Here is a 15,812-nt window from a genome sequence, read left to right as displayed (position 1 = left end):
CTTCTCCTCAGAGAATCTTGTCGCGCAGTTGGCACCACGGGTCCTCCTTGCGTTCCGCGCGTGGCACCTTGGAGCAACGGAAGTAGACCTCCTCCGCCTTGGCTCGACTCACGGCATCACTGCCGGTTACTTCGTCGAGGGCGGGGGGCGTGGTCATCGAGCCGGGATCGAACGCGGGCTTGACCTCCAATGTGGCCCGCAGTTCGGCGTCACCTGTATCGGTTCGACTGCATGCAGCCGCCAACAGGGCGGCTGCAAGGACGGTGGCGAGACGGGTCTGCATGGTCCGGCTCCGTCAGTAGCCGCCGGCACGCAGCCGGAAGCCGGATTGGATTGCTTCGCTCTCCTGGATGCTGTTGCGCTTGGCGATCATGGCGTTCATCGCCTGCAGCTTGATCAGCTCGTTCGTAAGCATCCCTGTCTCGACCTGCAGCCTGGCCTGTAGGTCCGCGATAGCCTTCATGTCCTGGGCGGAGTTGATCTCGCCCATGAGTCCTTGGAGTCGTTCAAACCGATCGCCGGAGTTGTCGTAGATCTGGGCGTTGAGTGCTTGCGCGCTCGCGTCATGCTCGAGGTTGCTGCGCAGGGACGCGGTGACTTCGTCCAGGACACCGTTGAAGTGCTCATCGTCAAGTTGCGATGCCTGCTCGGCGATGGAGGTAGCAAGGCTTCCGATTGATCCACCGCCCTCCATGGCTGCCAGAGTCTCCTGCCAGTTGCGCGGAACAGTGCTTGTGTAGTTCTCAGGCATGATCCCGCCGAGTCCGCGATTACCCGTCAGCGACTCGTACTGTTGCTTGGCCTGCTGCAACTGGGCCTGCAGCTGCGCCAGCTGCTCGACCATCTGCGTGTACTGCTGAATCGCGTTCATGAGGTTCGCGACGTCCAGCACGGGAATACCCGAGGCTCGGACAGGGAGGGTGGAAACGACGCCTCCGATGGCGGTCACGCCTAGCGCGATAGAAAAGATAAGGGCCTTGATCTTCATTGCGGTGTTCCTTGTAGGCGGAGGGATGGGGCTTAGCGGCGGGGCGAAGGCCCGAGCAGTCCCAGGCAATGCGCCGCGGCGCCGGTGACCAGGCCGAGGCAGATCGCCGCCACGTAAGTCCGGTTGATCGAGATGAGGGGGAGGAGGTTGACGACGCCTGTGAACAAGAAGGGCGCCAAGGCGATGAAAGCGCCAACGATCCAGTGGGGTATCAGTCCGGCTCGAAGCAGCTCGCGGTAGATCGCCGCGCCAGTGGACAGCAGCCCGAGCAGGACAATCGAGAGGCTGGCCGAGGAGCTGACGTAGGAGACGGCAAAGGACGCGAGCCAGGTCACGATCGCCAGGCTGCCGCCCGTAACGATTGCTGGCGCGAACCGGGAGATCCATTTGGTCACGGACTCAGGTTCGGGGCCGCCAGCTCTGATGGTGACGGTCTCAGGCTCCCGCCTTCGGACGATGACGCGGGTAGGTCTGACTGTGATGATTGCGGGTGAGCGCTGGTCCTGGGCGGACATAGTCTTCTCCTCACGTGGCTATGGATGCGACCTGCTGGAGGCCGGTCGTGCCGCGGAGGGATGCCTTGAGCTTTTGCGCAGTGCGCCGGGCGTGACCCTTCACCCGTGGTGCAAGATTTCAGATCGGACTTCTAAGACAGGCGGTGCGTGGCCCCGTTGACCCTTTGCCACTCTTGTAGTGCCTGCCGTCTCTGGCTTTCGATGTAGTCAGCGAGATCTTCCACGTTGACCAGCCAAGGAGACTTCTGGCTGCCACACCGGAAAGCCGGTACCGGAAGGGCGGCACGGACCGCTCGCTTCGCTGCCTCGTCAGGCGAGTAGCCGAACAGCTCCGCGCATCGGGCAAGTGGAACGGTGGTGCTCCCGTATTCGCAGGCCATCAGGAACATTCGCATCGCGCGACCGGACTCGCCGGTCTGCAGGGTGTTCGGGTCCTCAAAGCGTCCTTTCGGGCTTCGCATCGTGTAGCTCCTTCTGTTGTTGGAGGTGCTGGCGCAACTGCTTCTGCAGCTGCATCCGTTCGGTCTCGCGCGCGGGCATGTGCGCCAGGAAGCTCCGGATCTGTCGGGCAAGCTCTTGGCCCGCGCTTGTCTTCGCCTGCGATAGCTCGTTGGCAACACGGCTCCAATCGGCGCGTGTCTGCGCCTGTTGCTCCACCGCGCGTCTGTCGGGTGCTTGCAAGCCGGCGGCAGGATCGGTCACAGCCTTCAAGGCCTCCCGCACCTTTGACTTCTGCACCGTCGATCGCTTCGCCTTGTCGGCGTGCAGGACGGCCTGCTTCTTCGGCTTGCGGACCACGCCGCGCGTACGCCTGGGGGTGGCCTCCGCGGCGATCCCTTGTTGCCGGCAGGCAGCGGCGAAGACCACGCGCCACGCCTGTAAGTCGTCGCGCTTGGGGTTCAGCCGGCGCCCGGAGAAGCCGAGGGATCGCACGGTCAGGTGGCAATGCGGATGATCGGTGTCGTCATGACGAACGAGCAGATAGGAATGTTCTGCACCGAAGATCTCCCGACCGAACTGGCGCGCAGCGCTCAAGAGCTTGTCCCGGTCCGTCCCAGGTGGCATGGAAAGGATGATGTTCACCGTGTCGCGACTGTTGCTGCGTCGGTTGAGCGCGCTGCCTTCCATCCAGGCGGCGGCCGTCTCCTTGACCATCCGCCGGCCCATGACGAGTCGCCCGCTCTCGTCCTCGGCGGTCAAGTCGCCGTTGCGGGTGATGTAGCGCAGGTGATCCTCGACATGCTTCCCACCTTTGGCCTTGCCCGAAATCCGAACCATCACCTCCGGAGTGCGCGCCGTTATACGCGCGACCGTCCGTAGGTCTTCCGCCAGCGACGCCCGTCGCCGCTTGTCGTCGAGGATGGGCGAGCCCTTCCTCCAGCGAACAGGGCCGCGCAGCAGGCGGTCCAGGGATTCGAGCGTCTGGCTCATTTCCAGCCTTCCTCAGGTGCCCATCGAGTCGTGGCCGCCTCCACCAAAGCGCGGACCTGCTCGCGCAAGGCAATGACTGCCGAAGCGGTTTCGACGAGTACCGGGTCGCGATCTTTCAATGTCTCGATCCTGCCTTGGTGCAGGGATCGAGTCAGCTGATTGAGGTTCGTCCCGACCATGGAGAGCTGGTAGGCAGCACGGCCGACAGCTTCGGCCTCTGCAGGGAGCAGGGTCGGCGCTTGGAGGAATCGCGCTCGCAGCGTGCCGAGGACAATCCCGGGCCGGGTGGTCCCAGCATTGCGGGCCGCTCGGGTAACGGCTTCGAAGATCTCCGGTGTCACCCGAACCGTGAGCCGCATCGAACGGGTGGTCGCTCCCCTCAGGTCGGCACGGGCATCGGGGTTCGACTTGACCACGGTGGAGATCACCCGCCGAAGAAGCGCGGCTTCGGTCGTGCCGGACTGTCTCGCCAGGCTGCGGAAAGCTTCCTTCGTGGCACGGTCGAGGCTGGTCTCTACGCGAGGCATGACATGCCCCCGCGGGTCTGCTCGGCCAATGGGGAGTGGAACCGCCGGGAGGAATCCCGGGTCTTGGCACCGCCAAGGCTATCCTGCACTCCCCATAGAGAGTCCAGCATGCTGGACTCCTGGGCCAATTCGCTGGACTGCTGCGATGTGTGGAACGTGCTCAGCATGCAGAGCTCCCGGTACGAAGCAGCGCCGTCACGGCCTCCATGTGTTTTTTGGTGGTAGCCGGGTCGGCTGGCTTCAGGCGCGCCCGCTCAGCAGCGCGTTGTCGGGACGCCAACTCCTGCGCGGCGCGGTGGGCGCGCTCGCTCTCGATCGCACGGCACCTGTTTGGCGTGAAGCCCCGGGTGAGTAGCGTGTGGAGCAGGCCTCGCCAGTTCTTCTAGATAGTGCTTCTGTAGTACGCGACGGCTTTACGGGAACCCCGGTTTCCCGTTCGTGGTGGGCGACCACGTCCGGGTTTTCCGGATATGGTGTGGACGCGCTACTGACGAAGGATTCCGGATCCTCGGTGAGGGTCCAGGTTGCTCGGATGAAGCGTCCCTTAGGTCCGCGGACACGTTCGATGACCAGATAGCCGAGCTTCTGCAGTTCGGCCAACCCTGATGCTGTCGAGTCCCTCCCGTCAGATGCCTTGGTGGTCAGCTTCTCGATGCTGAAGCGGAAGTTGTCGGAGTGACTCCACAGGTAGCAGAAGAGCCCGCGAGCCTTCCAGCTCAGGCGCGCATCCCGCAGGAGTTCGTTGCCCAGCGTGGTGTAGTGCCGGCTCCGCTTCTTCCGGATGGTGGCGATCTCGCCCACGACGATTCAGGCCTCGTCGATCAAGCGGGCAATGTCGGTCACCCGGAACATCGTCCTACGACCCAGTTGAGCGCGGCAGGCTCGGAGCTTTGTGGCGAGCGTCTGATCGCCTCGGCCTTGATTGATCAGGATGCGCAACGAGCCGGGGCTGCGTCCGAGGATGCTTGCGACAGCCGTAAGTGGGATCAGCGGTGCCCCGTACTGCTGGACGATCTGTAGCTCCGTGGGTGTCATTACGTGCATCTCACGAAAGTGCGTGAGAATTGAGGCTAAACGGGCGAAAGCCCATGAAAGCCTGAGCACAATGGCACAATGGCACAAAAGTACCTCAAAAACGGCCTATTAGGTGCTCACGAAATGGTGAACGAAAACTGAACAATCTGTGTGGTCAATATTTGTGGACACTTGTGCGATCTTGATCGCGCGCAGATTCTTGGCCGGGTGATGAGCGAACTTGAAGTTGCGGACGCTACGAAAGTCGCAGTGGTGCGAGAGTTCGCCCTGCTGCAAAGAGACGCACAGCGTGTGGCGGAGTCTTACGGTGTCTCGGTTGCCAGTGTGTACCGCTGGGAGAAGTGCTCGGAGCTGGTCGAATGCGCACTGAAGCACACCAGCGTCCAGGTACTTCGAGCTGAGTTGTTGGCGGCTGAGGCGGCTCTTCAATGGATTGGGCGGGAAGACTCACTCTCATCCGTGGAGCGGATCGGTGTAGGCAAGTCGGAGCTGCTTGAGGCGCTTAGGGTTGCCAGGGTTCTGGAACGACAGGCTTTGCGATTCGGGGCGTCGCCGGTTCCAGCCGAAGTCGCCTACGCATTCATACGAGATCGCATGAATGACTTTCCGGCTGCTATGGCATGTAGAGCGTTCGGGGTCGCTCGGAGCGGGTACTACGCATGGCTTAGGCGATCTTCGGAAACGCGTTTTAGCGAAGACAGGAGGCTGAGGTCGGCGATCGCGAGCGTGGTCGAAGAGATTGGCGTACGTGCCAGCTATCGGAGAATCTCAGAACGTCTGAGGTTGGAAGGCTTGGTCTGCAGTCGTCATCGCGTTAAGAGGCTTACTGAGCGCGGGGAGCGCGTGGGCTCTGCGAGTAGCTCGTCCGGGTTCGCGCCATGAAGAGCTTGGCTGTCAGGGCCGCGCCGATCATTGGGACGCTCGTCATTTGTCTGATCGGCCGTATGGCCGTGCGCGGCATTTGGAGGCTGCGCCAGTCCGTGATGGAGATCGATGCCAACCTTTCGGAGGTGCAGCGGCTTCGCAAGATGCCTTGCCTACCCAGCGATGAGGTCGTGGCCGAGCGGGCGCGTGCAGAGATAAGCGACTGGGATATGTCGGCCCTGGCTGAGAGTTTGGAACTGAAGCCGAACTATTGAGAGGGCCTGTCCGTCGGCCAACCCCGTCTGTGCTCCCCGGCGAACCAGACCGGATTCGCGAGAATCCGGCGAGCCGCAGGGACGTGGCGAGTAGGCCACCCGGATGGTGGCCGGGTGCCGGGACGGCACGCAGGTCGCGGAGCGACAGGGATCGACTTGGGCATCAGTGCAACAGGTTCCAGGTGAGGTAGCCCACGCCCAGCGTTACACCGAAGATCGCGACAGCCAGCAACAGACGTCGAAGTGCATAGACCAGGAAGGCGGCTGCGAGGGTGCAGGCAATGAATGCGCCAGCGTAACCAAGCACCCACCCGGAGGTCAGGTGATCAGGTCCGGACCATCGGTAGAGCAGGAGCGTTGCGATAGCTCCGGCCAGTGGCGCGAGGACAAATATGGTCAAGCCCAGGAGCGTCTCTAGGAGGCTTCCCGTGCCGGGATCAGCACCCCTGCCGCCTTCGGCACCGCGTTTGTGCCAGGCGTCGTCTGACTCATCATGCGCGTCCGTCCTTCCGTACCGATCAGGGTGCATCTCGGTCCATCGCTCAAGGTACGAGCGGTCTGGATCGGGACCGAGTTGGAGAGGGCGGGGTGACATCAGAAGCCTCGCTGGCTGAGCCGGTGATGGAGGAGGGGATCACGTTGGATCTCCTCCAAAGTCCGGACTATGCCTGCAGCGAAGTCGTCGATGGGCGAGGCTGGAAATTTCCTGCTCCCTTCTTGGAGGTTGGCCGAATGGTGGTCGGGCCGTTCGAGAGAGTCACCTGGTGTCATTGCGGCACCTCCCTAACAGGTGAGCTATTCGAGACGTTTGCGAGCTGACCTTGCCCCAGCACTATGCCCTCATTGGGATAGACCTGCGGAAAACGATCATGTGTGCGACACCAATGCTGAGCCGGTGGGGACAGCCACTCGATCAGCTCCATGATGTGGCGATGATGCTTGGGGAGATTCCAGCTGAGGATCGGTTCATGGTGTGCGATGCGGTTGCGCAGAATCCGAACCGGAGTTAGTCGTTTAGAGAAATCCTTCCGCTTCAGCCCGCTCGGCGCGGCAGTGTCGGAAATTTTGTGGAGGGTTTGCTGCCACAGGATTTCGTAATCTTTATTGAACATCGTTGTCCAGAAGCTGAAGGTGAGACTAGCGACGACAGCCCCTGCGGTCACCGGCTTGCCCGCCTTGGTGAGTTCCTCGATAGCTTCTGTAACCTGTTCGAATTGACGTGCGTTCAGCAACAAGCCTGCGGCTTCGCTATACCAGTCCTCGCCGTTGGCCGCGGTGAGAACGGTATGGATGCGGTTGCGCAGGGCGACCTCCAGCGTTTGGAGGGGGGTGTACAAGCTCTCTGAAAGACGTGTGTTCAGGCCATAGAGATTGATGGCGCGAGCCCGGTCGCCAGCTGCCCAGGCCAGGTAGCGGCCGAAGCGCTCCAGAGAGAGTGCTTGCTCGAGATTCGCGTGGTTCATCCCGTCCTGAACGTCCTTGGTAGGCCACTTGCAAGGCCCTTCCCGGTGGGGTACTTTAGTTCCGTACACCCCGGTACCGTCTCTGCCCGACAGGGCACGCGGCCGGGGTAATTTTTTACTTGGACTTCGCGTTCAGTCCGCCAGGCTTCTGGAGCTGGGACTTCAGAGCAGCGCGCTGCAGTTTTTCTGCAGCGAATTCCGGTTCCAACGCCTGCACCTTCGCGATCAGTCCGTCGAGGTGATAGATGTTGCTGTTCCAGTCGCCTGCCGAAGTTCTGCGGTACTCCCGTCGAATCAGTCCTGCCTTCTCCAGCGCACGGATGTTGATCTGGATCGTCTTCTCGTTACAGCCGATCCGTTGCGCGAGATCCTTCTTGGTGGGAAAGGGCTTGCGCGTGGGATCGAACCAGTAGTCGAGCAACTGGACGCAGATGTTCATCTGCATGGGGTTCAGGCCCAAGCGGCGCTGACCTTGGAGCAGGATCGACGGGATGCCGGTGTAGCCGTGGCTGTAGACCGGCTTGCCCCAGATCTTCTCGGTGGAAGAGAGCCTCTTGCCGGGCTTGGGGAACTCTATGATTTCAGCTTCGGGATTCTTGGCGGACATGGGGTGGCGGCCTTGCGGTGGATGGAGCCAAGGTACGAACACCAATGTCCCGCTTCAATGGATTCGGCAGGCCATGGTAGGGAAGATGCAGTACCCACCTGACTAGACGTTGGTTCCGCTCGTTCCGTATCTCGTTTTACGATTCACGGTTCTTATGTGGAAGCTTGGAGACCTTAGGTCGGTAGTATTGCGGCCCCACCAGTAGGGTGTCAAATTTCCATACCTAGGGTAGCGGCGATACTCGACTAGGCTCTCGCTGGACGCTCCTCGACCTGTTCCGGCCGCAGGTGGGTGTACCGCTTCAGGGTCGTCCACGACTCGTGCAGCGTGAACTGGGCGACTTCCGAGATGTCATAGCCCCGCTCGAACAGCCGGGACGTCGCTTCGTGGCGGAGGTCATGGAAGCGGAGGTCGTCCAGCCCCCGCAGCCTGCAGGCGCGGGTGAAGTTGGCACCAATCGACTTCGAGTTGTAGGGAAATACGCGCGGATCGGGCGTCTGCTTTCCGTCTGGGCCCTCCGCCATGACCTTGGGCTGCCGGTCGATGATCTCCCACGCTTCGGACAGCAAGCGGAAGGCGCGGCGGTTGCCGACCTTCTTGCGTGGATGCTTCACGTCATCCAACCAAGCGATGCCCTTGTCGCGGTCGAGGTCGGCCCACTTGAGCCGGGTGATCTCTTCCTGGCGGCGGGCAGTCGCCAAGGCGAATCGGATGACGTCAGCCATTGGGATTTCGGCGCGTACGTCTCGAACGGCGAAGTGGTCGAGCAAGGCCTTCTCTTCCAAGGGCGTCACCCGACGCTGGCGTTCCTTGGGCTTGCCGATGACGCGGCGACGGCGGAGTTCGTGCGAGGCGTCTTCCAGCAGTTGCAAATTGATCGGTAGTCCCAGCGATCCTCGTGCAGTGCGGAATACACCCCGCAGCCAGATCAAATCATTGTTGGCTGTGGCCGGGCCGGCGCCCTCCCGTCGGCGGGCTTCGACGTGTGCGATGTAGTCGGCAGTCGATAGGTGCAGCACGTTTTTACTGGCGATCTCGTAGCCGGTCAGGCGTTTGAGGTCGGCTTCCTTGGTGCGTCCCCAGGGCGTCAGTTCCTTGATGTGCGTGCCGTACCAGTCCAACAGCTCAGCGACCGTGGAGCCCTTGCCGAGCGGTTCCCCGCGGGCGCGCTGCTGGTCCAACTCTGCTTCCCGGCGGCGCATCCATTCGGTGGCCAACTGCCGGCGGTCGAAGGTCTCCGACTCGGAGTGGATGCACTTGCCCTGCCGGTGGATGCGGATTTGGGCCGTGTAACCTAGCGATCCGTCTTTGCGGCGTCGACTGACGATGGTTCCCATAGGGACGATGCTACATGGCCCTTTGCGTAGCATCCAGCGTAGCAACGACCGCCCGAAAACTGCCGAAATTAACCGAACATGAGCGCAACTGAGGTACTCCAAAACTCGGATAAGTCGTTGGCTGAGCACGCGAAATCACGCTACGACGCATCGGTGCGCCTGTCCGTCGCTCCGATGATGGACTGGACCGACGGCTACTGCCGCGTCTTCCACCGCCTGCTTGCGCCCAACGCGCGGCTGTACACCGAGATGGTCCACGCCAACGCCGTGATCCACGGCGACCGCGCGAAGCTGCTGGCGATGGACCCGGTCGAACATCCGGTCGCGCTGCAGCTGGGCGGCAGCGAACCCGCGCTGCTGGCGCAGGCGGCGCGCATTGGCGCCGACCACGGCTTCGACGAGATCAACCTCAACGTCGGCTGCCCCTCCGACCGCGTGCAGGCCGGGCGCTTCGGCGCCTGCCTGATGCGCGAGCCGGCGCTGGTGGCCGAGGGCGTGGCGGCGATGATCGCGGCCTGCGACGTGCCGGTAACCGTGAAGTGCCGACTCGGTGTCGACGACGATCACGAGTACGCGCGCTTCCTCGCCTTCATCGACACCGTGGCGGCCGCCGGCTGCCGCGACTTCATCGTCCACGCCCGCAACGCCTGGCTGAAGGGCCTGTCGCCGAAGGAGAACCGCGAGGTGCCGCCGCTGCGCTACGACTGGGCCTACGCGCTCAAGCGCGAGCGTCCGGCGCTGACCGTGGTGGTCAACGGCGGCATCGCCGACGCGGGCGAGGCGACGGCGCACCTCGACCATGTCGACGGCGCCATGCTGGGCCGCGCGGCCTACCACGATCCCTGGCTGCTGCATCGGCTGGACGCGGCCTGGTACGGCGGCCCTGTGTCCACGCGCGCCGACGTGCTGCGCGCGATGCGTCCCTACGTCGAGCGCCAGCTGGCCCGCGGCGCCCAGCTCAAGCACATCAGCCGCCACTGGCTGGGGCTGTTCCAGGGCGAGCGTGGCGGCCGCGCCTTCCGCCAGGTGCTGAGCGAGGGCGCGCACCGCCCCGGCGCCGACTGGTCGCTGGTGGAGCAGGCGATCGCGGTGACGGCTGCGCGGCCGCCCGAGGCCCACGGCTTCGATGCCGTGGGCGCGTCGGCACAAAAATGAACAGGGCGGGACCGCGACCGGAAAAGTTAAGGGGTAATTCACCGCCTGGTCCAGAGAATCGTCCCTCCACGTCCGGATGACCTTCCTGCCGCGCCCTGTAACTTTCTGTATTCTTTCGGAAATGCCGCCCATGACCGTCCGCTGCCTGCCCCTGCTGCTGTGCCTGCTCGCCGCGTTCGCGGTGACGGCGGCGCATGCCGATGACGGGGAGCGGTCGTCGCGCAGGGGCGGCGCGCAGCCGCCCCGCAGTGAACTGGCGATTCCGGGCAGGCCGGCGCCGGCCCAGCGCAGCGCGCGTCGGGACGCGCTCTCGGACTCGGTCCGTCGCGTGCAGAGCCGTACTGGCGGCCAGGTGCTGAGCGCGGAGCGTGTTCCCTACGACGGTCGCGACATCAACCGGGTGAAGGTGGTCGACGACCGCGGCCGCGTCCGCGTGTACATGGACGACCCCGATGCCCGTCCGCGCCGGCCGGCTCGCCCTACACGCGGCGACGACGACTGAATGCGCACCCTGAGGCCACTTTTCGCCGCCGCGGTCGTGCCGCGACGGCCCACCGGAGACATCGATGCGCATCCTGCTTGTTGAAGACGAAGCGCCCCTGCGCGAGACCCTCGCCGCACGGCTGAAGCGCGAGGGCTACGCCGTCGACGCCGCCCAGGACGGGGAAGAGGGCCTGTACATGGGCCGCGAGGTTCCGTTCGACGTCGGCATCATCGACCTCGGCCTTCCGAAGATGTCGGGCATGGAGCTGATCAAGGCCCTGCGCGACGAGGGCAAGCAGTTCCCCGTGCTGATCCTGACCGCGCGTTCGAGCTGGCAGGACAAGGTCGATGGCCTCAAGCAGGGCGCCGACGACTACCTGGTCAAGCCCTTCCACGTCGAGGAGCTGCTGGCGCGCATCAACGCGCTGGTGCGCCGCGCCGCGGGCTGGAGCAAGCCGACGCTCGAGTGCGGCGCGGTGGTGCTGGATCTGGCCGCGCAGACGGTCAGCGTGGACGGCCAGAACGTCGACCTGACCAGCTACGAGTACAAGGTGCTGGAGTACCTGATGATGCACGCCGGCGAACTGGTCTCGAAGGCCGACCTGACCGAGCACATCTACCAGCAGGACTTCGACCGCGACTCCAACGTGCTCGAGGTCTTCATCGGCCGCCTGCGCAAGAAGCTCGACCCGGAAGGCACGCTGAAGCCGATCGAGACCGTGCGCGGACGCGGCTACCGCTTCGCGATCCCGCGCAGCAACGAGGGCTGAGCCCGGCGGGACGCCCCGGCGTCCGCGGCAGAGTGGAGGCGGCGTGGGGCAGGCGCGCAAGGATCGGAGACTGGCCTGGCGGCCGCGTTCGCTGCAGGCGCGCCAGTTGCTGGCCGCGAGCCTGGGCCTGCTGGCGTTCCTGGCGGCCGCCGGCTACGCGCTCGACCGCGCCTTCGTCGATGTCGCCAGCGAGCTGCAGCGCGACCGCCTGCGCAGCTACGCCACCTCCTATGCCCGCGACATCGAGTTCGACCGCGCCGGCAACCTGATTCCGCCCTATACCCAGCCCGACGAGCGCTTCGAGCGCCCGGGCAGCGGCCTGTACGCGCTGGTCGTGCTGCCCAACGGCACCTGGTCGTCGGAGTCCACCAGTGGCCCCCAGCTTCCGGACGCGGAACTGCTGGAAGGCGGCGTGGAGAAGTTCGAGGGTCCGTTGCCGATGACGCGCGCCGACGGCGCGTACGGCGAGGTGTTGCGCTACGGCAAGGGCTTCATCTGGGATCTCGAGCAGCGCCCGGAGGCCGAATTCCCGTACACGATCTACATCATGGAAGACGCCGGCCTGCTGCCACAGCAGGTGCGCGTGTTCCGCGGCGCGCTGTGGGGCTACCTCGGCATTGCCGGCCTGGTGCTGCTGCTGCTGCAGGCGCTGGTGCTGCGCTGGAGCCTGCTGCCGCTGCGCCGCGTGGTGGCCGAGCTCAACCGCGTGCAGCGCGGCCAGGCCGACCGCATGAGCGAGCTGCACCCGCGCGAGCTGGAGCCGCTGACCGAGAGCGTCAACGCCCTGATCGAGAGCGAGCGCCAGAACCTCGAGCACCAGCGCAACACCATGGGCGATCTCGCGCACAGTCTGAAGACGCCGCTGGCGGTGCTGCGCACGCGCTTGGACGGCGACGCCAGCGAGGCCGAACTCCGCGCCGAGGTGGCCGACCAGGTGCAGCGCATGAACGAGCTGGTGAGCTACCAGCTCAGCCGCGGCGCGTCCGGCGGGCACCAGCTGTTCGCGGCGCCGATCGAGATCGAGCCCTATGCCGAGGCCATCGTGCGCGGGCTGGAGAAGATCTACGCCGCCAAGGGCGTGGTCTGCGAATTCGAGATCGATCCGGCCGCGCGCTTCCATGGCGAACCGGGCGACCTCCAGGAACTGCTGGGCAACCTGCTGGAGAACGGCTTCAAGTGGGCGCGTTCGCGCGTGCTGCTGACGGTGGAGTCGGGCGCGAGCGCGCCGCGCCGGCGGCCGGGCCTGCTGCTCGCGGTGGATGACGATGGCCCGGGTATTCCGCCCGAGCGCATCGCGCACGTGCTGCAGCGCGGCGTACGCGGCGACGAGCGCGTGCAGGGCCACGGTATCGGCCTGTCGATCGTGCAGGACATCGTGCGCAGCTATCGCGGCGAGCTGGATGTCTCGGCCTCGCCCGAGCTTGGCGGCGCGCGTTTCCTCGTGCGCCTGCCGCCGGGGCTCTGAGCGCGCTCAGGCGCGGGCGAAGGGCGAGGGGCCGTACAGCCGCAGCAGGTGCGCGGCGACCGCCGGCAGTTCGCGCGCGAGCAGCGCGGGGTCGCTGAAGTGGTACTCGCTGCAGACCGCGAAGAACTCCTCGGGCGCCTCGGCCGCATAGGGGTCGAGGCGCGTGTGCAGGCCGCGGTCGACGCGCTCCACGAAGCCGTCGTAGGCCTGCTGGAAGTCGCGCGCCCACTCGCGCTGCCATGCGCGTGGCAGCGGCGGCGTGCCGTCGAGCACGCCGTCCAGCGCGTCGAGCTTGTGCACCATCTCGTGCACCACCACGCAGCAGCCGTCGCGCGGGCTGGCGAGGTCGGCGCCGACGTCGGCCCAGGACAGCACCAGCGGACCGTGCTCCCAGGCTTCACCGGCGAGGTCGTCCTCCCACTCGTGCATCACGCCCGCGGCGTCGACGTGGCTGCGGTCGACCCGGAACGCGTCCGGGTAGACCAGCAGCTCGGACCAGCCGTGCAGGCCTTCGGCGCCGAACTCCAGCAGCGGCAGGCAGCACAGGGCGGCGAGAGTGGTGCGATCAGCGTCGTCGAGCGCGAGCCCGCCGATGGGGGTGATCGCCTTGTCGCGCAGGAAGCGCGCGGCGAGCATCCGCAGTCGCTCCGCGCGCGCGTCGTCAAGGGCGGCGACCCAGGGCACGGTGGCCAGCACCTGCTGCCACGAGGCCGGGTCGACGTCGGCGGGCGGGCGCCGGAACAGGCGCCTGATCACGCCATCGCCTAGCGGAACATCCCCGGCAGGAAGCTGTGCCAGCGCGGCGGGCGCGAGGCATCGGCATCGGCGCCGGTGCCGCGGGGAATCGCGGGCTTCTCGGACTCGGGGCGCCTGGCTGCGCGGACCGGGTCCACGTCGGGGCCGGCGCTGGCGGCGTAGTCGGTCGAGCAGGCTGAGCCGTCGCCGCCCGGCCCGGCCATGCGCGCTTCGCGGGCCTCCGCGGGGAGGGCCAGGGACAGCAGCGTCAGGACGAGGAAGGCGCGGACGGACATGACGGAGGCCTGTTCGGTGACCGGGTCAACCCCCGGATCATACATGGATGCGGGGCGGCGCAAGCGGCCTGGCGGGGCGGAATGTGATAATCCGGCCATGACCGGGCACGACGACGGAGCCGCTTCCCGCGAGGGCGAGACGGCGGAGAAGACCCTGCTGCTGCGCCTGGCGCGCGGCCCGGTGTCGGGCGACGTGCTCGCGCGCGAGGCCGGCCTGACCCGCGCGGCGATGTGGAAGCGGATCGAGGCCCTGCGCGCGGCCGGCATCGCCATCGGTGCCCGGCCGGGGCGCGGCTACGCCCTGGAGGCGCCCGTGGACCTGCTGGAAGCGGACGCGATCGCGGCCCTGCTGCCCGACAGCGTGCGCGCCGAAGTGCAGGGGCCCGAAGTGGCCTGGGCGATCGATTCGACCAACAGCGAACTGCTGCGGCGCCGGGTCCCCGCGGGCCGCGTCGAGGTGCTGCTGGCGGAACGCCAGCTGGGCGGCCGCGGGCGGCTCGGGCGGGAGTGGGTGTCGCCGCTGGCCGCCAACCTCTACCTGTCGCTGGCCCGCGCTTTCGATGGCGGCCTGGCGAGGCTGGGCGGCCTTGGCCTGGTGGCCGGCGTAGCGGCGGCCGAAGCGCTGCATGGCCTCGGCTACGGGGCCGTCCGGCTGAAGTGGCCCAACGACCTGGTGCTGGTCGACCATGCGACGGGCGCACTGCGCAAGCTCGGCGGCCTGCTCGTCGAAGGCGGCGGCGAACACGCCGGGCCGGTGCGCGCGGTGGTGGGGCTCGGCCTCAACGTGCGCATGCCGGCGGCCGTCGCCGCCGGGATCGACCAGCCCTGGTGCGACCTGGCCGGCCTGCCGCACCCGGCGGCGCCGACGCGCAGCGCACTGGCGGCGGCGATGGTCGCGAGCCTGGTGCCGGCACTGTCCCGCTTCGACCGCGAGGGCCTGGCGCCATTCCTGTCGCGGCATGCCGCGCTGGACGCGCTGGCCGGCCGCGAGGTCGAGGTGCGCGCGGGCAGCGTGGTGCACGCGGGCAGGGCGCTGGGCCTGGCAGCCGACGGCGCGCTGCGCGTGGACGTGGACGGCGTCGAGCGCCACTTCCACGCCGGCGAGGCCAGCCTGCGGGCGGCGGCATGAGCGACTGGGCCTTCGACCTCGGCAACACGCGCCTCAAGCTGGCGCCGCTGCGCCACGGCAGCGCGGGCGAGGTGGCGGCCTTTCCGCACGGAGAGCATGTGCTGGGCGCGGGCTGGATGGCAGCGCTGCCGCCGCGGATCGACGTGGCCTGGGTGGCCAGCGTGGGTCCGGCCGCCCTGCGCGCGGCGCTGCTGCAGGTGCTGGTGCCGCGCGCGGCGCGCGTGGTCGAGGTGCGCGTGGCGCGGGAGATGGGCGGCGTGCGGATCGGCTACGACGATCCCGCGCGGCTGGGCGTGGACCGCGCGCTGGCGATGATCGGCGCGCGCGCGCAGGTGGCGGGCGGGGTGCTGGTGGTCGGCGTGGGCACCGCGCTCACCATCGATCTGGTGGACGCCGAAGGCGTGCATCTCGGCGGCTGCATCGCACCCTCGCCGACGCTGATGCGCGAAGCCCTGCACGCGCGCGCGTCGCAGCTGCCGCTGGAGGGCGGGGCCCTCGTGCAATTCGGCACCGGCACCGAGGATGCCCTGGCCGCGGGCTGCGCCGGCGCGGCGCTGGGCCTGGTGGAGCGCAGCCGAGACGCGGCGGCGCGGCTGGCAGGCGCGCCGCCGGCGATCGTCGTGCATGGCGGAGGCGCGGGCATGCTGCTGGCGGCGCTGCCGGGCGCGCTGCACCGGCCTTCGCTGGTGATGGACGGGCTGGCGCGGCTGTCCCGCCAGCCCGCAGGCGCGGGCTAG

At 66.6% G+C, this 15,812-nt stretch carries 20 protein-coding genes; 7 read left to right on the top strand and 13 right to left on the bottom strand.

The annotated features are described in order from the left end of the window. Positions 1-7: 7 nt before the first annotated feature. From IE168_RS05620 to IE168_RS05590, 7 genes are all read right to left on the bottom strand, one after another. Positions 8-283, bottom strand: coding sequence for a hypothetical protein (locus IE168_RS05620; RefSeq protein ID WP_189496063.1), 276 nt, complete (start codon positions 281-283; stop codon positions 8-10). A gap of 12 nt (positions 284-295) precedes the next feature. Continuing rightward, entirely contained in the window at positions 296-988 is a 693-nt protein-coding gene (locus IE168_RS05615) for a TrbJ/VirB5 family protein (RefSeq protein ID WP_189496061.1), read from the bottom strand. Positions 989-1,020: 32 nt separating this feature from the next. Then, positions 1,021-1,383 (bottom strand): hypothetical protein, encoded by a 363-nt coding sequence (locus IE168_RS05610; RefSeq protein ID WP_189496059.1) that lies wholly within the window; start codon positions 1,381-1,383, stop codon positions 1,021-1,023. Between the two features lie 251 nt (positions 1,384-1,634). Next, positions 1,635-1,883 carry a pyocin activator PrtN family protein gene (locus IE168_RS14825; protein ID WP_386659156.1) on the bottom strand — a complete coding sequence of 83 codons (249 nt, stop codon included), beginning with the start codon at positions 1,881-1,883 and terminating at the stop codon, positions 1,635-1,637. A gap of 55 nt (positions 1,884-1,938) precedes the next feature. Then, positions 1,939-2,934: a relaxase/mobilization nuclease domain-containing protein gene (locus IE168_RS05600; protein WP_189496057.1), complete on the bottom strand. Its 996-nt coding sequence runs from the start codon at positions 2,932-2,934 to the stop codon at positions 1,939-1,941. Beyond that, positions 2,931-3,461, bottom strand: coding sequence for a hypothetical protein (locus IE168_RS05595; RefSeq protein WP_189496055.1), 531 nt, complete (start codon positions 3,459-3,461; stop codon positions 2,931-2,933). Before IE168_RS05595 ends, IE168_RS05600 begins: the two co-directional genes overlap by 4 nt. Before the next feature lie 240 nt (positions 3,462-3,701). Continuing rightward, on the bottom strand, positions 3,702-4,262 hold the full coding sequence (locus IE168_RS05590; RefSeq protein ID WP_189496053.1) for a helix-turn-helix domain-containing protein: 561 nt from the start codon (positions 4,260-4,262) through the stop codon (positions 3,702-3,704). Positions 4,263-5,374: 1,112 nt separating this feature from the next. Here IE168_RS05590 and IE168_RS05585 point away from each other — a divergent pair. Further along, positions 5,375-5,635, top strand: coding sequence for a hypothetical protein (locus tag IE168_RS05585; protein WP_189496051.1), 261 nt, complete (start codon positions 5,375-5,377; stop codon positions 5,633-5,635). Positions 5,636-5,798: 163 nt separating this feature from the next. On the opposite strand, the gene IE168_RS05580 is transcribed toward IE168_RS05585, so the two are convergent. From IE168_RS05580 to IE168_RS05565, 4 genes are all read right to left on the bottom strand, one after another. Further along, positions 5,799-6,035 carry a hypothetical protein gene (locus IE168_RS05580; protein WP_189496050.1) on the bottom strand — a complete coding sequence of 79 codons (237 nt, stop codon included), beginning with the start codon at positions 6,033-6,035 and terminating at the stop codon, positions 5,799-5,801. Between the two features lie 367 nt (positions 6,036-6,402). Further along, the gene (locus tag IE168_RS05575) at positions 6,403-7,098 is read right to left on the bottom strand and encodes an Abi family protein (RefSeq protein WP_189496048.1); all 696 of its coding nucleotides are present in this window, start codon (positions 7,096-7,098) and stop codon (positions 6,403-6,405) included. A gap of 115 nt (positions 7,099-7,213) precedes the next feature. Continuing rightward, positions 7,214-7,705 carry a helix-turn-helix domain-containing protein gene (locus IE168_RS05570; protein ID WP_189496046.1) on the bottom strand — a complete coding sequence of 164 codons (492 nt, stop codon included), beginning with the start codon at positions 7,703-7,705 and terminating at the stop codon, positions 7,214-7,216. A gap of 245 nt (positions 7,706-7,950) precedes the next feature. Then, positions 7,951-9,042 carry a site-specific integrase gene (locus tag IE168_RS05565; protein WP_189496044.1) on the bottom strand — a complete coding sequence of 364 codons (1,092 nt, stop codon included), beginning with the start codon at positions 9,040-9,042 and terminating at the stop codon, positions 7,951-7,953. Between the two features lie 78 nt (positions 9,043-9,120). Here IE168_RS05565 and dusA point away from each other — a divergent pair, with 78 nt between their 5' ends. From dusA to IE168_RS05545, 4 genes are all read left to right on the top strand, one after another. After that, positions 9,121-10,197, top strand: a complete 1,077-nt coding sequence (gene dusA / locus IE168_RS05560) for a tRNA dihydrouridine(20/20a) synthase DusA (protein WP_189496042.1) — start codon at positions 9,121-9,123, stop codon at positions 10,195-10,197. Between the two features lie 130 nt (positions 10,198-10,327). Next, a complete protein-coding gene (locus IE168_RS05555; RefSeq protein WP_308430341.1) occupies positions 10,328-10,699 on the top strand; it encodes a hypothetical protein in 372 nt (123 codons plus the stop codon). 64 nt (positions 10,700-10,763) lie between these two features. After that, positions 10,764-11,450 (top strand): response regulator transcription factor, encoded by a 687-nt coding sequence (locus IE168_RS05550; RefSeq protein WP_189496040.1) that lies wholly within the window; start codon positions 10,764-10,766, stop codon positions 11,448-11,450. Between the two features lie 43 nt (positions 11,451-11,493). After that, a complete protein-coding gene (locus tag IE168_RS05545; protein WP_229823144.1) occupies positions 11,494-12,915 on the top strand; it encodes an ATP-binding protein in 1,422 nt (473 codons plus the stop codon). Between the two features lie 6 nt (positions 12,916-12,921). On the opposite strand, the gene IE168_RS05540 is transcribed toward IE168_RS05545, so the two are convergent. Then, complete coding sequence (locus IE168_RS05540) at positions 12,922-13,713, bottom strand: M90 family metallopeptidase (RefSeq protein WP_189496432.1); 792 nt, start codon at positions 13,711-13,713, stop codon at positions 12,922-12,924. Next, positions 13,680-13,946, bottom strand: a complete 267-nt coding sequence (locus tag IE168_RS05535; protein WP_189496038.1) for a hypothetical protein — start codon at positions 13,944-13,946, stop codon at positions 13,680-13,682. The genes IE168_RS05540 and IE168_RS05535 overlap by 34 nt, the downstream gene beginning before the upstream one ends. A 97-nt stretch (positions 13,947-14,043) precedes the next feature. Between IE168_RS05535 and IE168_RS05530 the strand changes: the two genes are divergently transcribed. Together IE168_RS05530 and IE168_RS05525 are read left to right on the top strand one after the other, a co-directional pair. Further along, positions 14,044-15,075, top strand: coding sequence for a biotin--[acetyl-CoA-carboxylase] ligase (locus IE168_RS05530; RefSeq protein ID WP_189496036.1), 1,032 nt, complete (start codon positions 14,044-14,046; stop codon positions 15,073-15,075). Further along, positions 15,072-15,812, top strand: a complete 741-nt coding sequence (locus tag IE168_RS05525) for a type III pantothenate kinase (protein ID WP_189496034.1) — start codon at positions 15,072-15,074, stop codon at positions 15,810-15,812. Before IE168_RS05530 ends, IE168_RS05525 begins: the two co-directional genes overlap by 4 nt.

The organism is Luteimonas padinae (assembly GCF_014652935.1).
In the GTDB taxonomy this organism is placed as follows: Bacteria; Pseudomonadota; Gammaproteobacteria; order Xanthomonadales; family Xanthomonadaceae; genus Luteimonas; species Luteimonas padinae.
This window is presented reverse-complemented; position numbering and strand designations above follow the sequence as displayed.

Excerpts from the sequence above, each read along its gene's own strand:
- IE168_RS05585 (WP_189496051.1), top strand. The coding sequence starts at position 5,375 with ATGAAGAGCTTGGCTGTCAGGGCCGCGCCGATCATTGGGACGCTCGTC.
- IE168_RS05535 (WP_189496038.1), bottom strand. The coding sequence starts at position 13,946 with ATGTCCGTCCGCGCCTTCCTCGTCCTGACGCTGCTGTCCCTGGCCCTC.
- IE168_RS05575 (WP_189496048.1), bottom strand. The coding sequence starts at position 7,098 with ATGAACCACGCGAATCTCGAGCAAGCACTCTCTCTGGAGCGCTTCGGC.
- IE168_RS05615 (WP_189496061.1), bottom strand. The coding sequence starts at position 988 with ATGAAGATCAAGGCCCTTATCTTTTCTATCGCGCTAGGCGTGACCGCC.
- IE168_RS05530 (WP_189496036.1), top strand. The coding sequence starts at position 14,044 with ATGACCGGGCACGACGACGGAGCCGCTTCCCGCGAGGGCGAGACGGCG.
- IE168_RS05595 (WP_189496055.1), bottom strand. The coding sequence starts at position 3,461 with ATGCCTCGCGTAGAGACCAGCCTCGACCGTGCCACGAAGGAAGCTTTC.
- IE168_RS14825 (WP_386659156.1), bottom strand. The coding sequence starts at position 1,883 with ATGGCCTGCGAATACGGGAGCACCACCGTTCCACTTGCCCGATGCGCG.
- IE168_RS05600 (WP_189496057.1), bottom strand. The coding sequence starts at position 2,934 with ATGAGCCAGACGCTCGAATCCCTGGACCGCCTGCTGCGCGGCCCTGTT.
- IE168_RS05550 (WP_189496040.1), top strand. The coding sequence starts at position 10,764 with ATGCGCATCCTGCTTGTTGAAGACGAAGCGCCCCTGCGCGAGACCCTC.
- IE168_RS05525 (WP_189496034.1), top strand. The coding sequence starts at position 15,072 with ATGAGCGACTGGGCCTTCGACCTCGGCAACACGCGCCTCAAGCTGGCG.
- IE168_RS05570 (WP_189496046.1), bottom strand. The coding sequence starts at position 7,705 with ATGTCCGCCAAGAATCCCGAAGCTGAAATCATAGAGTTCCCCAAGCCC.
- IE168_RS05555 (WP_308430341.1), top strand. The coding sequence starts at position 10,328 with ATGACCGTCCGCTGCCTGCCCCTGCTGCTGTGCCTGCTCGCCGCGTTC.
- IE168_RS05620 (WP_189496063.1), bottom strand. The coding sequence starts at position 283 with ATGCAGACCCGTCTCGCCACCGTCCTTGCAGCCGCCCTGTTGGCGGCT.
- dusA (WP_189496042.1), top strand. The coding sequence starts at position 9,121 with ATGAGCGCAACTGAGGTACTCCAAAACTCGGATAAGTCGTTGGCTGAG.
- IE168_RS05565 (WP_189496044.1), bottom strand. The coding sequence starts at position 9,042 with ATGGGAACCATCGTCAGTCGACGCCGCAAAGACGGATCGCTAGGTTAC.